Annotated in this window: 12 protein-coding genes; 6 read left to right on the plus strand and 6 right to left on the minus strand. The window is 56.7% G+C overall.

All coding sequences use genetic code 11. The features are described 5' to 3' along the window. Positions 1-47 precede the first annotated feature (47 nt). Entirely contained in the window at positions 48-1,466 is a 1,419-nt protein-coding gene (locus tag WKI47_RS20295; protein ID WP_340229004.1) for an HNH endonuclease, read from the plus strand. Between the two features lie 92 nt (positions 1,467-1,558). Here the strand turns inward: WKI47_RS20295 and WKI47_RS20300 are convergent, their stop codons facing one another. Further along, positions 1,559-3,094: a hybrid sensor histidine kinase/response regulator gene (locus WKI47_RS20300; protein WP_340229005.1), complete on the minus strand. Its 1,536-nt coding sequence runs from the start codon at positions 3,092-3,094 to the stop codon at positions 1,559-1,561. A gap of 440 nt (positions 3,095-3,534) precedes the next feature. Between WKI47_RS20300 and WKI47_RS20305 the strand changes: the two genes are divergently transcribed. After that, positions 3,535-3,717 (plus strand): CsbD family protein, encoded by a 183-nt coding sequence (locus WKI47_RS20305; protein WP_340229006.1) that lies wholly within the window; start codon positions 3,535-3,537, stop codon positions 3,715-3,717. Positions 3,718-3,960: 243 nt separating this feature from the next. On the opposite strand, the gene WKI47_RS20310 is transcribed toward WKI47_RS20305, so the two are convergent. Beyond that, positions 3,961-6,060, minus strand: coding sequence for a glycoside hydrolase family 36 protein (locus tag WKI47_RS20310; protein WP_340229007.1), 2,100 nt, complete (start codon positions 6,058-6,060; stop codon positions 3,961-3,963). A 924-nt stretch (positions 6,061-6,984) separates the two neighbouring features. After that, on the minus strand, positions 6,985-7,584 hold the full coding sequence (locus tag WKI47_RS20315; protein WP_340229008.1) for a TVP38/TMEM64 family protein: 600 nt from the start codon (positions 7,582-7,584) through the stop codon (positions 6,985-6,987). A gap of 204 nt (positions 7,585-7,788) precedes the next feature. On the opposite strand from WKI47_RS20315, the gene WKI47_RS20320 reads away from it, so the two are divergent. Further along, the gene (locus tag WKI47_RS20320; RefSeq protein ID WP_340229009.1) at positions 7,789-8,304 is read left to right on the plus strand and encodes a cupin domain-containing protein; all 516 of its coding nucleotides are present in this window, start codon (positions 7,789-7,791) and stop codon (positions 8,302-8,304) included. Positions 8,305-8,443: 139 nt separating this feature from the next. Next, entirely contained in the window at positions 8,444-10,072 is a 1,629-nt protein-coding gene (locus tag WKI47_RS20325; RefSeq protein WP_340229010.1) for a histidine kinase N-terminal 7TM domain-containing diguanylate cyclase, read from the plus strand. Between the two features lie 402 nt (positions 10,073-10,474). On the opposite strand, the gene WKI47_RS20330 is transcribed toward WKI47_RS20325, so the two are convergent. Beyond that, positions 10,475-10,705 (minus strand): hypothetical protein, encoded by a 231-nt coding sequence (locus WKI47_RS20330; RefSeq protein WP_340229011.1) that lies wholly within the window; start codon positions 10,703-10,705, stop codon positions 10,475-10,477. 110 nt (positions 10,706-10,815) lie between these two features. Between WKI47_RS20330 and WKI47_RS20335 the strand changes: the two genes are divergently transcribed. Further along, positions 10,816-12,315 (plus strand): amidase, encoded by a 1,500-nt coding sequence (locus WKI47_RS20335; RefSeq protein WP_340229012.1) that lies wholly within the window; start codon positions 10,816-10,818, stop codon positions 12,313-12,315. A 517-nt stretch (positions 12,316-12,832) separates the two neighbouring features. On the opposite strand, the gene WKI47_RS20340 is transcribed toward WKI47_RS20335, so the two are convergent. Then, on the minus strand, positions 12,833-13,198 hold the full coding sequence (locus WKI47_RS20340) for a nuclear transport factor 2 family protein (protein ID WP_340229013.1): 366 nt from the start codon (positions 13,196-13,198) through the stop codon (positions 12,833-12,835). Positions 13,199-13,407: 209 nt separating this feature from the next. Between WKI47_RS20340 and WKI47_RS20345 the strand changes: the two genes are divergently transcribed. Continuing rightward, the gene (locus tag WKI47_RS20345; protein WP_340229041.1) at positions 13,408-14,319 is read left to right on the plus strand and encodes a DUF72 domain-containing protein; all 912 of its coding nucleotides are present in this window, start codon (positions 13,408-13,410) and stop codon (positions 14,317-14,319) included. Positions 14,320-14,400: 81 nt separating this feature from the next. Here the strand turns inward: WKI47_RS20345 and WKI47_RS20350 are convergent, their stop codons facing one another. After that, the gene (locus WKI47_RS20350) at positions 14,401-14,988 is read right to left on the minus strand and encodes a nitroreductase family protein (protein WP_340229042.1); all 588 of its coding nucleotides are present in this window, start codon (positions 14,986-14,988) and stop codon (positions 14,401-14,403) included. Between the last annotated feature and the right edge of the window lie 12 nt (positions 14,989-15,000).

Here is a 15,000-nt window from a genome sequence, read left to right on the forward strand (position 1 = left end):
TACAAGACCTAAACATGTTCTACGAACCAGAAAGGAGGATCGCATCCATGAGACGCAAACGAAAATCAAACAACTCTTCGACGCCTATATCCGAACCTATCGTCGCCTCCTCCAATGCGTCGAACGAAAATGGACAGCCTAAATTCGATGAGCAGACAGCGAATACACGCATAGTCGACTCTTCTATCGAGCCAAAAGACCGTTCAGCGCAAGAAGGCTCACAGTCACCACAGAGTGGGCGCAAGCGGCGACGTCGACGTAAAAAAAGCGCCGTGCCGACAAGCGAAGCCCGCGCTATGGATCAGCAAGCAGACTCCGACGAAGCTGTCTGCGTATCCACAGAACCAGCCGACGGCCACCTGGCATCGGAAGCCAAGCCAACTGCAAACCAGCGAAAACGCAAGCGTCGACGTCGAAAAAAAAGTTCGGCTTCAACAGCCGATGCAGCATCTGCGGCTGAGACAAACGACAAACAGACTGCTGCTACCCAACGCTCCGGCGGCAGCCCGCCGGTATCGAAGCCAGAATCCCAAACACAGGATTCAGTTGTGAAGCCCCGTGTAATCTGGCCGGACCCCAAGCCGCCAAACCGGCCCGTTACAGCGGAAAATCGTTTGGCGTATACCCCGGAACTCATAACGGAGCCAACACCGCTTGCACCAACAGCGATTTCCCAGCAAAATAAGGAAGCTCTGTCTACCGGAATCGAAGAAGATTCAAGTCGTACATCCTCCGAAGACGTCACAGTCAAGGTATGCCTGTATTGCGGGGAAACGAGGCCGCTAAGCGACTTCCTTCGTCGGACAGGCAAGAAATCCGGTCATGAATCCAGGCGCGGAGCCTGCCGAGATTGCCGCAAGCGGAGACGAGCAGCGAGGCTGACCGATGACGAGGCCACTTCGGACCCGCTACCCTTGCCTTTGGCGGCCGGGCCTGCCCAATCGCTGGACTTGGAGGAAGACGCGCTTGAAGCGACTCCCAAGCGCCGATTCCGTCGCCCGCCGCCGGAGCCTCCGGAAGATGCCCTGCTGGAACCGACGCGCGAAGCCGAGCTTCGCACGACCAAGCAGGGAACGGTGCGCATGCGCGGCAGAACCGATAAGGGGCGTCGCTGGCAGCAGGAAACCGATCTGGAGATGGCGCGTTGCCTCGTCCGGGAACATGCGGCTGTCGTCGTGAATCGCTTTACGATTCGGCGGCTGTATACCAACCGCTCCTTCCGCCGCTACATTTTGGAGCGAGATCGTTACACTTGCCATTTCTGCGGCGAATACGGCGATACCATTGACCATTTGCTGCCTCGTGCGAAGGGTGGACATACGACGCCGCTTAACTGCGTTTGTGCCTGCATGCTCTGTAACCAAAACAAAGCCGACCGCGATCTGGATGAATTCATGGAAGACGCCGAGCCGTTGGATGATCTGCCTGCGGATCGCGGATTCGAACGACGTTCCGTTGAGCAATAGATGATTTTTTCCTATATCGCTGTATCAAAAAGACCTTTCCGTCACAGCCGCCAGCGGCGCGTTTGCGGAAAGGTCTTTTTTTAAGCCGTCGGTTACGCTGTCGCCGGGCCGCATGCCAGGCTAAGTACCTCGCATAACTCGGATTGCCGAACCGGCTTCGTCAACGAAGCGAAAGACATCCGGCTCGTAGGCTCCGCTTCGCCGGAATGGGCCAGCGGCAACAATAGGATCAAAGGCGTTACCGGTAAATCCGCAGCGGGGAGCCCATGTAGCCGAGAAGCTTCCTCCCGTACATCCCAATCGCTCAGCACCAGATCAAAAGGCCCTTCGCGCACCAGCGCCAGCGCAGCCTCCGCTCCACTCGTCGCCTCGCGCACCTCCAAGCCCAGTCGAATTGCCATGCGTGACAAGGTGCGACGCGTTCCTGCACCTGCCGCCGCCAACAGCAGTCTGCGTCCTTGCAGACGAGAAGTGTCGGTCAAGCCGACATGGGCTTCGCGTTCCACTTCAAGCGGCAGCACAAAGGTCATCAGCGTGCCTTGCCCTTTACTGCCTTCGGCCCAGATCTTGCCTCCCATCAGATCGACCAGTCTTTTGCTGATTGACAGACCCAGACCTGTGCCTCCGTAGTCGCCTTCGTCCGGTCGATGGACCTGCTCGTAATCATGGAACAGCCGACCGATCCCGGCTTCCGAAATACCGATCCCCGTATCGCGAACGCAGAATTCGACCCAAACACGATCTTCCCCGTCGCCTTCGAGGCGTCGCGCCATGATCCGAACCTCGCCAGACGAAGTAAACTTCACCGCATTGCTGACCAGATTGCTGAGGATCTGCCGAATCTTGCGCACATCGCCGATCAGCATCAGCGAAGGATCAAGGTCCAAATCCAGCGTCAACTCAAGCCCCTCGCACTGAGCCGCCTTGGCTGCAAATTGATACGCCGTGTCCTCCAGCGCGCCGATCAGGTCCATAGGAGCCGTCTCCAGCTTCATCTGCCGGGCTTCGAGCTTGCCGTAGTCAAGAATGCTGCCCACCAGCTCCAAAAGCGATTGCTGACTGTCTTCGATAATGTTTAGATACTGTTCCTGCTCTTCGGTCAGCCCCGTTTCTTTTAGCAACTGGGACATCGCGACGATGCCGTTCATGGGCGTGCGGATCTCGTGCCCCATCATCGCGAGCAATTCTCCAGTATGGCGGGCGGAGCGTTCGGCCGTTTCCGTGCTTTTGCGCAATTCGTCTTCCCTTTTGAGCGAAGTGCTCTTCTGCTCGGACTCCGCCAGTTGGGCAATCACTGACGCTGTCCGCTTCAAAGAAACTTCCGTGTCGCCCGCGAACGCTTTTCCGCTACGCAAAGCTCCGATAATTCCCTGCTCCTGACCGCATGAAAAAGGCAATGGAACCGTGATGCCCAGCTCCCGCTCTCCTTGCAACAACAGCGGTTCTCCAGCCTGAACGCCCTCGTGCTCCTGCCCCCAGACGATCAGAGTGCGCATGCCGGTTTCGGTACGTTTTGCCACAAACAACGTCTCCGCCTGTGTCGCTCCCGCGGCAAGAGCAAGCAAGTCGTCAGCGGCTGCACGAAGAGCTGGCGATGGGCACAAATCCGTTTGTATCGAATGTTTCATTTGTCATTCACCTGCTTTCCAAGGAAATAGGGAAGAGGCAATGCGCATGCCGGTCATCGAATTGCCGAAATAGGTAGCGCAATCGCTCCTGAAGCGAAGAGGTCGGGAATGCCATCGGAAAGAACCGTGAGGACGGCTGGGGTCGGATTCTCATGTCGAAGAGGAAGTGGGCGAGCAACAGTTGCCGAAGTAAAGGAACGTTCTCTCTATATAAAAAAACGGGGGATATGGACTGTTCGTTTGACCTCTTGGACAAAAAAGTTTCCAATTTTCGCAAAGTGCCGTATTTGGAATCATTATAGCACCTTTAAGGGGGGGCGCGTCCAATCAAAACAATTGATGATTACCTTGTTTTTCGTTTAGATCATCGAGCGAAGGGGTAATTACAAACTAGCATCACATGTGAGTTTATCCCTTAGAAGAGAAGGAGTTGTTCAACAATGGCAGACAACGGATTGGGCGATAAAATCAAAGCAGGCGTCAACAAAGCCAAAGGCGAAATCAAGGATCAAATCGGTAACGCTAAAAACGACCCGGGTCTTCAAGCCGAAGGCAAAGCGGATAAAGCAAAAGGTGCCGTTCAAGACAAAATCGGCGATCTGAAAAACAAAGACAAACACTAAAGCTTCTTCCCCCGAAGCTTATACATCGGACATTGCGTCCTTCGGCGGTTCATCCTGCGATACGTCGCGGATCTTCCCCGATTCTAACGATTGACCCCCATCGAGCGAACGGCGTCGAGCCGATCGACGTCGGCCAAAGTCTTCGGGCCGCGGTAACGAACACATAAAAAAGACCACCCCCGCTTCGGCGGGCTGTGGTCTTTTTGCTTGTTCACAGCGACTTGCTTATTCAAACCGTTCGGATCAACGTTCCGTCACTTCAAACAATCTCGCCGTCCGGCTTCGTTCGAGCCGTACTTTGAGCACGCCCGCTTCGGTATCCCAGACGCAATCGCCGCCCGGGCGCCTTTGCGGATACAACAGGCGGCAGTCCGCGGCTTTGCTGTTCATGCCCGGCAACGGAAGCGCGGCTTCGTTTGCTTCCGCGTCCAGACGCCAGACCGCGACGTAACGCTTCGCGCCCCGGCGCAGACCCAAGCTGACCCATCCGTCTTCGACTTTAGGCAGTCCCAACGGCCAAAACGGAAGCGCTTCGCGAATATCGCCCCGAATCGACTTGTACAGCTCAAGCGCTTCGCGAACCAGCTCGCGGCGCGGCGCGCTCAGTTCGGCCAAATGCCCGCTCTGATGCACCCGCAGCAGCAACGCGTTCACCATATTGAACACGACTTCCTCGTCGTCGCCTTCGCGCAGCGGATACGACCAGATCGCGGACTGCTCCGGCGTCAGCGCCGCAGGCGAACCGGCCGCGATCTGCGCGTATTTCACGTAGTCTTCCTGATCGCTCGTCGACTGGATGCTGTGACGGCTGAGCATCGCGTAATCCATCCGCATCCCGCCGCTGGAACAGTTCTCGATCACGAGTTCCGGATAGGTCGCAAACGTGCGGTCGATCCACGCCAGATACGCCCGGTTGTGGCCCAGCAGACCTTCGCCCAGACTGTCCGCGTCCGTTTCCGTTCCGACGCCGGCGTTGATATTGTAGTCCATTTTGATATAACCGACGCCGTACTCTTCGACCAACCGCCGAATCACTTCGTCCGCGTGCGACACCACCGCCGGATTGCGGAAATCGAGCTGGTAGCGGCTGCGGTCTTTGACCCTTTTTCCATGACGCATAAAGAACCACGAATCGTCCGTCTCCGCCAGCTTCGGACTGCTGATGCCCATCACTTCGATCTCCAGCCACAGTCCCGGGATCATGCCTTTGCCGCGAATATAGTCCAGCACGTATTTGATGCCTTCCGGAAAACGTTCTTCCGACGGCAGCCACTCGCCCACGCCGTCCCACCACTTGCCGGGCGAATACCAACCGCAGTCGATGCAGAAATATTCGCAGCCCACGTCCGCCGCGGCGTCGATCAACGGCAGCAGATTTTGCGTCGTCGGATTGCCCCACAGGCAGTTCATGTAGTCGTTAAAAATGACGCGCAGCTTCTCGTTGTCCGTGTTCGGGCGACGCGTGGCGCGGCGGTAGCGGGTCAGCTCGCCGATCCCTTCTTCGAAACCGCCGCGCACGAAACCGACCGCGACCGGCACGCTCACGAACGACTCGCCGGGCAGCAGCTTTTTCCACCAGCCATGGTCGTGCTCCGACGGGCCGCTTACCAGCAGCGACAGATGGTCGAACTGGTTGAGCAGCTCCCAATGCCACGACCCGTTATGCTCGATCTGCCAGAACAGCGTCGTTCCGGCTTCTTCGTTCTCCAGCAGTCCCATCGGCAGATGCTCGGCGGCGGCCCACGAACCCGTATTGCTCAGACTCACCCGCTTCGAACTGCGATCCGTCATATGCGACAATCCCAGCTCCGGCAGCGTATTGGACCGCCATTGCACCTCGCTTTGCCAACCGTTGTGCGCCAGATGCAGTTTCATTTTGTCGTCCTGGTCGAGCGCGCCGTCTTTGGCCAACCCATTCAGCGAAAACGACGATACGTACTCCACGCCCAGCTCTTCCGAGCCTTTGTTGCGCAGCTCCGTCCAGCTTTTGAACACCGCAAGCCCGTTATGGAACTGGTAAAAAGAAGCCGTCTCCAGCCCCGTCGCCGGATCGTTCATCTCCAGCACGAACAGAAGCCCCGTCTCATTGCGCTCCTCATAATGCCGCACATATTTCATCCGCAATCCCGGGTAAGACGCCCGATGGCTCCGCCCGTGATACTCGTCCCGATCTTCCCCGCTGAGCTGTACTTCCAACACGCGAAAACCCTGCTCCGCCTTCTCCTCGATCAGTCCTTGTTCGAACGGTAAAATACCTCCGTGGAGCAACCGGACATCCCCTTCCGCCGTCACGTCGAACACTAGGCTTAAAGCGTTTTCGAAAACTTCGATTCTTTTGCCCAAAACATTTCCCCCTCGCCTTGTTTACCATGAATAAGCCGATTATAGCCTATTTGATCGCATGGATGATAGCGCTTTATAAAATGAATGCCGTACGGGATTGCGCCCGGGTGGCCCCAAAGAGAACCCGTGCCGGTCGCGTGTTGAATTTGGGAAGCTTCAGCGAAGGATTATGCCTGGGTGGCTCCAAAAAGAACCCGTTCCGGTCGCGTGTTGAATTTGGGAAGCTTGGATTGGATTGGACGAAGGGAGCTTCCCAAATTCAAAGGCGAACGCTGACGCTCCTTCACTGGATTCTCTTTTCCGCCAATAGGCTATTACCTCCGGCGAAGCCGGAGGGGGAAGGGAAAAGAAAATAGCGCTCTGCAAGCGAGCGCTGTCGGTGAAGATGTTTACCATCAATATATTTACTATAAAGATTTTTACTATAAGAATGTCCGTCGTCATATGCAAGAACGCTCAAGGTGAACAGATCTGCTCCAAGTAGATTCACTACAATGTCACTACAGTAATGGATTTCCGCTGTAATGGAGTTCCACCGAAACGGGCTTTCGCCCCACCGAAGTCCCCTACAAAAAGCTTCACCGTTTTCCTTCGGAAGAAAACGGTGCTCTACCCTCCCTAACCCCCACATGCGAGCGATTGAGCTGGGACGCAGGGGAAGGTGCGTGTAGGAGCTAAAGCATTTCGAAGAAATGCACTTCGGAAGCCTATGCTAGTGTTCACCTTTGAAATCGGGAAATCCCATTAAACTAGTAGCTTGTCTTGTTTTAATCTGAGGTTTGCGTTCAGCGGAAACACGCACGGGTTAAGCGGGTTTTTGAGGGGCGCAACCTAACACCTTAAGCGGTCAAAGTACCAGGATCAAATTTCCCGATTTCAACACGCGACCGAAACGCACCCTCCCCGCAGTCCCCCGTACCCACGTTACTCCGACGACCGAGTAAAATAAGCTTCGGCCTTCCGACTCCCCCAAAAAGAAAGCGCCAAAAACCCGACCACGTACAAAAGCTCGTACGGCCGTTCGATAAAGCGGCCGAGGTCATGCCCGACGTAGGAGACGGCCAGTACCATAATCGCTTTGCCGCCCGCGATCGCGAGGAAAAAAGCGAGTTTGGGCATACGGACGACGGCGGCGGCCGTGTTGACGAGAGCGAAAGGGCCGATCGGCATCATGCTCAGGATAAACACGAAGCTGAACGCGTTGCGCCGCGCCCAAACCAGGCTTTTTTGTACTTTCGGGCGTTCGGACCAGCGCAGGAAATACGGATGCGACGCGATTGCGCGCACGATCAGGAACGTGGTCATGCAGCCTGCGATCAAGCCGATCCACGAATACAAAAAGCCGAACCACAACCCGTAAGCGGCAGCGTTGACTCCCACGATGACCGCGGTCGGCAAAGGAGGCACGAACGATTTAAGAAACGTCAGGAAAATGCCCGGCAGCGGACCGAGAGCCCGGAAACGCTCCATCCACTCCTGCAAATTTTCCTCCGTCATATACGATAACAGGCTCCATATCAGCAAATCCGGTGCTCCTTTCGGGAAAGCTTGTCCGGTCTACACCGGCATATCCGCTATTATAGCCGCTACAGTCCGTTTTTTGCCGCAAAAATATGGATTTTCTTGCAACATGCTCTGTCGCTCGCCTGCAATTTGGGGTAATCATTGCCACAAGCATCTAAACGGCAACCCGGCTGCGAAGCCTATGATAAAACGGAGGTTCGAAACATGGAGACGAAACGCGCCGCACATTATTTTTATTTTAAAGACGACGGCATTATTCCCAACAACCCCGACCTGCCCGTGATCCTGTATCCCGGCGCGCTTGAAGACAAGCCCGAATGGAGCGAATCCGTCTTCAACGGCAACGGCTGGCGGAACAGTTGGGAAAACGGCATTTTCAATTACCATCATTACCACACCAACACGCACGAAGTGCTCGGCGTGACGCACGGAACGCTGTTGGTACTGGTCGGCGGCGAAAACGGCAGCTCGTTCGACCTCAAAGCCGGCGACGTGATCGTGCTGCCTGCCGGAACCGGACATAAACGGATTTTGGCCAGCGACGACTTTCGGGTCGTGGGCGCTTACCCGGAAGGCATGGATTACAATATGCGCAGCGAAAACGACGGCAAGTACGAACAGGCGCACGCGGAAATCGCCAAAGTCCCTCTTCCGCGGACCGATCCCGTACACGGAGACAACGGTCCGCTGCACAAGTATTGGAATATTGAATCCAATTGAAGATATATTTTGTTTTTTCGAATACAACAAGCGCCTTTCCGGCGCTTTTTTGTGTTATGATCTTGATGCTATTCCGAGCGTTTCCGAAAAGTTGCTTTACCGCGAATCATCATTTTAATTGACAGGAGCCTTCACTTTCATGAATGCCGCCTTTTCGACTTTTATCGCGCTGTTTGCCATATCGGGCGTGCTCAGTATTTTGCTGGCCGTATACGTGTCGTCCCGGAAAACGAGATTTTCGGGCATGCACGTATTCATATGGATGTCGATCGCAACCGCGATTTACACGTTCGGCAGTTCGATGGAACTTGCCAGTTCGTCGCTCGACAAAATCAAGTTCTGGATCTCGTTCGAGTATCTGGGACTGCCGTTTATTTCCCCGCTCAACCTGCTGGTCGTCCTGCATTACGTCGGTCGCGAACGGTTGACGACCAAACGCGCCACGATCGGCATTTTGGCTATTCCCGCCGTGACCTCGCTGCTGATGCTGACCAACGACCTGCACGGTCTGGTGTACCAGAGCATGGAGCTTCGCGCCGACGCGCCGTGGCCGCTGGTCGATTTCGTCATGGGTTTTTGGTACGTGGTGAACGGAAGTTACACGCTCGGCTGCGGAGTCGTCGGCATGTGGCTGTTGGCGCGCCACATGCGTCAGACGTTAAACGTGTACCGCAAACAGACCATCACCATGTTCCTCGGTCTGTTTATCCCGATCGGTACCTCGTTGATCTATATGATGAACCTCACTCCCTACCATATTGATCCGGTTCCCGCCACCATGAGCATGACGAACCTGCTGTACTGCTGGGCGATCCTGTCGGCGGGCATGCTGACTTCGACCCCGGTCGTGCGCGAAAACATTCTGGAAAGCATGCGCGACGGCGTGCTTGTGTTGGACGCGGCCGGACGCATCGCCGACTACAACAAAGCCGCTTCGCAGATGTTTCCTTTTTTGACGTCCGATCTGATCGGCAAAACGGCGGTCGACGCTTTTCCTCGCCAGATGTTCCGTTCGCAGGATGCCGATATGGCTTTTCTTGATTCGGAGGACCGGCAGGTCGAGTGTCTGGCGGACAACGAAATCCGTTATTACCGCTTCCGTTCGTCTCCCGTTTACAACAAACGCGGCGGCGCTCCGGCCGGACGCACCGTGGTGGTGCTGGACGTCACCGAGAACGTACTGCTGCACCGCAAGCTGGAGCGCATGGCGACGCACGACGGGATGACGCAGATTTTCAACCGGACCCACTTCGTCGAATGTTCGGAAAAACGGCTGATCGAAGCCTGGCGGATCGACGAACCGTTGACCGTTGCGCTGTTCGATATCGACAAGTTCAAGTCGATCAACGATACGCACGGTCACGACGTAGGCGACCAGGTAATCTGCCACGTCGTTCATTCCTGCAAAATCTATCTGGGCGACCGCGACATTTTTGGCCGTTACGGCGGCGAGGAGTTCGCGCTTTGCCTGCCGGGCCGCACGTTGGAAGACGCCTACGCGCTGCTGGAAAACGTCCGCCGCGAGTTGGCTTCCGGCCCGGTTACGACAAGCGCGGGTCCGGTCGGCGTGACGGCAAGCTTCGGCCTGGTCGAAGCCCGACCGGGGCGACCGCTCAACCGCCTGACCAAACTGGCCGACGAAGCGCTGTACCGCGCCAAGCAGCACGGACGCAACAACGTGCAGCTCGCCGCCGGCGAACTGCTGTCCGAAACGGAAACGTCGGCCGCAGCGGCCCCGTTGGATGCCGCCGGAACGGCGGGCGCTTAGCCGGGACGATAGGGCACTTAGTTGGACGGTGGCGCCGAGTCCAGACGGTAGGCGCTGATTCGGGACCGTTTCCTGTTGGTTCGATTCGTTCGATGCTTTTCGCAATCAAGACCGCTACCCGGTCATTATGAGCAAAAGCAAAAGACGACATCCGCTCCGAGCGGTCGTCTTTTGCTTTTTTTGTTTTGCCTTCTTTCCGATTTTACGGGTGCAGGATGCTGAGAGGAATAACGAGGGAGCGTTCAGGTACGAATCCGCGGAGGGCGAGACCTCATCTGGTGGGATAGAGCATGCGTTTGTTATTTCAAAAGTGAGCGAGTTCCAATCCGGTGGCATAGGGCGTATGTTTGTGGTTTCCGCAACGGACGAATGATACCCCATCCGGCGGAGTCTGGCATATGTTTATCGTTTTCCGTCATGCTCGATGCGGAATGCGCCGGAATGTTGCGTACGTCCATCATTTTCCGTAGCCAACGCGAAGTACTCGCCAAATCGGTCGAAAATGATGGATTTCTGCAACATTAACGCTCGATTGGCTTCTTTTTCGATAAAAAAGATGGATTCTCGCAACATCTTTCTTTCCGCTCCACTGCGCGTGCCGACAGAAGTTTTGCAAGCGGACGGCAGCTCCAACAGCGTACATCCCGGCTGTCTTTGCTGTACAATCGGGTTATCTGTACAATCAGGTTATCGCAATCGCTTAATCCCTATGCCATATCCATATCCACTCAAAGGAGCTGCTTATGAAATTCGAAGATTATGTCCAATACGATGCCGTCGGGCTGGCAGAGCTGCTGCGCGCACGGGAAGTTTCCGCTTCCGAGCTGGCGGACGCCGCTTTTGCGCGCATGGACGAAGTCAATCCGTCCTTGAACGCAGTCGTGCGCGAACGCCGCGAAGCCGCGCTTCGGGAAGCGGCTTCCGCTTCCCTGCCGGATGCGGATCGCCCGTTCGCAGGCGTGCCCTACCTGCTCAAAGACATCTCGCAAGCGCTGGCCGGCGAACCGCTGACATCCGGTTCCGCCCTGCTCCAAAACCATATCGCCCGCCGCGATTCCAACTACGTCGCGCGGCTGCGCGCCGGCGGCTTTATCCCGCTCGGCCATACGAACACGCCGGAGTTCGGCTTGAAAAACATCACCGAGCCGACGCTGCACGGCCCGGCCCGCAACCCGTGGAATCCGCAGTATTCCCCGGGCGGCTCCAGCGGCGGCGCGGCAGCCGCTATCGCCTCGGGCATCGTGCCCGCCGCCGGTGCCAGCGACGGCGGCGGTTCGATCCGTATCCCGGCGTCGTTCACCGGCCTGTTCGGCCTCAAGCCGACGCGCGGCCGAACCCCCGTCGGCCCCGGCGTGGGCCGACAATGGCAAGGCGCGTCGATCGACTTCGCCTTGTCGCGCACCGTGCGCGACAGCGCCGCGCTGCTGGACCTGCTGCAAGTGTTGCAGCCCGAAGCCGCGTTCCAGACGCCCCTCTACCCGGGCGTCTATGCCCAAGACATGCGGGCGCCTCATTCGCGCCCGCTGCGGATTGCCTTCACGACCGCTTCGCCGGTCGGCTCGCCCGTCAGTGACGACGCCGTGCAAGCCGTACTTAAGACGGTCAAGTGGCTGGAGCAGCAGGGCCACCACGTCGAAGAGAAGCTCAGCCCCGTCAACGGCGTTCGCCTGATGGAAAACTATTACACGATGAACGCGGGCGAAGTGTCCGCCATGTTCATCTCGCTGGAGCAAATGCTCGGCCGTAGCATCCGGCCCGACGAAGTCGATATCATCACCTGGGTATTCGCCGAAGCGGGCAAAAACGTATCCGCCGCGGAATTCGTGCACAGCTTGAACGAATGGGACGTGGCCGCCGCGCAAATGGCCGAATTGTCGACCCGCTACGATCTGTACGTGACGCCGGCGACCGCTTACCCGGCTCCGCGGGTCGGCGAACTGACGCATACGCCGGAGACGGCAGCTCCGTGGATGGCAGTCAGCGAGCTTTCGGCAGGCGAACAGCGCCGGATGCTGTACGATATTTTCGAACGCAGCCTGACGTTCACCCCGTTCACCCAGCTCGCCAACCTGACCGGCCAGCCCGCGACCAGCCTGCCGCTGCACCTCACCGGCGACGGCCTGCCGCTCGGCGTGCAGATGATCGCCGCCAAAGGCCGCGAAGACCTGCTACTGCAAATCGCGGCGCAATTGGAGCAGTCCGAACTATGGGTCGGCATGACCGGAAACCCGATGCTGGGCTAATACCCGCATTTCAACACGAAAAAGGAAATAAGTGCGTATCTGCACCTATTTCCTCTTTTTTTGCCGCTCTGGACGAAATAAGTGCCAGAGTGCAATTATTTCGCGCGCCTCCCGGCATTCCGCCCTATTTTCCGCAAAACAATTGCACATACGCACTTATTTTACGATTTGCCGATTCTTCAGGCGAAACAATTGCACATACGCACTTATTCAGCAAAAAGCGCCGTATACCCGAAAAACGCGGCAGCTTCGCCAACCCCTGCACCCTTTCGCCTCGTCGCAGCTTTTAACCCGTTTTGCCTATCCTTTTCCCATCTCGGCTTTCCTTATCCTATCGCAGCCCTACCTTTTGCTCGTGTCTATCTTTTGCTCGTCATTTTCCCGCTGCTTGCCCATCTTGGGTGCGTCTTCTTCTCCGCGATCCATCTTTCTCGTCGCTCGACGCCTCATAAACTCCCGCCCGCGCCTGAACGCTACCGAATATCGTCGTTCGGCTTGCGGCGGCTTGTCTATCGGCCTACTCGTTCACGAACCACGCAGCCCGGATCAATCCGCCTTGCGTTTCGTAGATCGCGGCGGCTTGAAGCGCGCGGTCCGAGGCATTCGAGGTCACTTCTTCATGGTCGATCACCCGGCTGCCGATCACCATTCGGTTGACCAGCTTCGCGTGCACGTTGTCCTCTTCGAACCGTTTGCGGTACCGCTCGCGCATCGCTTCGCGGCCTTCGGCCATCAGCGTCCCGTCGAGCAGATTGTACAGCTTCGCGTCTTCCGCATACACCGCCAAAAACCCTTCCAGATCGTGCGCGTTATAGCAATCCAACTGGCGCTGCGCCAGTTCTTCGGCCGAGTTTCGTTCAAGCTTTTCGAGTTTGTTTTCCATAACCGTTCCCCCTGATCCTATTCGATTTCTTTTTACGAATCTCTTTTCGCGCCTATTTGATTCCCATTTTAACTAAAAACACAGCTCTGTCCTACCTTTTTTCCGATTGCAAACGCCCTGCCGCGTGTAATAACTAGCACACACCGGCTTGTTCACGTCAAAAGACCCGGTCGAAACAAGCGCAAGCCCTGCCTAAGGAGGAGATTCCTATCATCACCGTCGGATTGACCAACTTCAGCGACCACGACGAGCTGTACGGCAAAAAGAAACCCGCCGAGCGGCTGCCCGCTTACAGCGAGACGTTCAAAGTGGTAGAGCTGGACAGTTCTTTTTACGCGATCCAACCCGTGAAAAACTACGAAAAATGGGTGTCGCAGACGCCGGAAGATTTCGGGTTCGTTATCAAAGCGTATCAAGGCATGACCGACCATCTTCGCGGCAAAAAGAACTATTTCGATACCGCCGAAGAAATGTTTGCCGCTTTTCATACCAGCCTGGAACCCGTCATCGACGCCAAAAAGCTGACCATGACGCTGTTCCAATACCCGCCCTGGTTCGACTGTACCCGCGAGAACGTCGAGAAGCTGCGCATTACGCGCGAGTTTATGAAAGACGTTCCGTGCGCGCTCGAATTCCGGCATCAATCTTGGTATTCGCCGCAGTTTCAAGACAAGACACTCGACTTCATGCGCAAAGAAGGCTGGATTCAGACCGTCGTCGACGAACCCCAGGCCGGCAGCGGCTCGATCCCGATCATCGCCCGCGCGACCAGCGACGAAGCGACGTACGTCCGCATGCACGGGCGCAACGTGGGCGGCTGGCACAAAAGCAGCGATCCGAACTGGCGCAAGCTGCGCTACCTGTACCGCTACAGCACCGAGGAACTGAGCGAGTGGCGCGACATTTTGCTGGAACTGGAGAAGCAGTCCAAGCACGTCTACGTCGCGTTCAACAACAATTCCGACAAAGACGCCACGCCGAACGCGCTGGAGCTGATGGAGCTGCTCGGCCAGCCTATCCCCGAAGGAGCGCCGTGGCCGCCGAGGGCGGACAGCGAGCCGGACGCGCCGGAGAAGAACGAAGCGCCCGAACCGGAAGTACAGCAGGAAAAATTGTTTTAGACGCAAAAAGACCGCCAGCGCGCCATGTTCGGCGTTCCTGAGCGGTCTTTGATTCGTATTGCCGCACTCGCTGCGCGAAGCTTACTTAAACCATTTCAAGCGCTCTTCCAGCGGTTTGAACTGCTTTTCTCCCGCCGGAGCCGTGATCTTGCCGAACGGCATCTGCGCGACTAGCTTCCAGCTTTCCGGGATGTCCCATTCCGGCTTGACCTTCTCGTCGATCAGCGGATTGTAGTGCTGGAGCGAAGCGCCGTAGCCTTCCGCTTCAAGCAGCGTCCAGATCGCGTACTGGTGCATGCCCGAAGACTGCTGCGACCAGACCGGGAAATTGTCCTGGTAAGCCTGGAACTGCTCCTGCATGCCGCGAATGACCGACTCGTCTTCGAAAAAGAGGATCGTGCCGTAGCCCGCTTTGAAGCTGTCCATTTTTTCTTTGGTCGGTCCGAAGTTGTCCGCCGGCACGATTTCTTTGAGAATGTTCGTCGTGAAATCCCACAGTTTGTCGTGATGCTCGCCGAGCAGGACGACGACGCGCGCGCTTTGCGAATTGAACGCGGACGGCACATGCAGCAGCGTCTGCTCGATCAGTTCGCGGATCTTTTCGTCGGATGCGGTCTGTTCCTTGCTGATTCCGTAGATACTGCGTCTGTTTTTCATCAGTTCCAGCATATTTTCGGTCGT

Source organism: Saccharibacillus sacchari (genome assembly GCF_037722395.1).
Classification (GTDB): domain Bacteria; phylum Bacillota; class Bacilli; order Paenibacillales; family Paenibacillaceae; genus Saccharibacillus; species Saccharibacillus sacchari_A.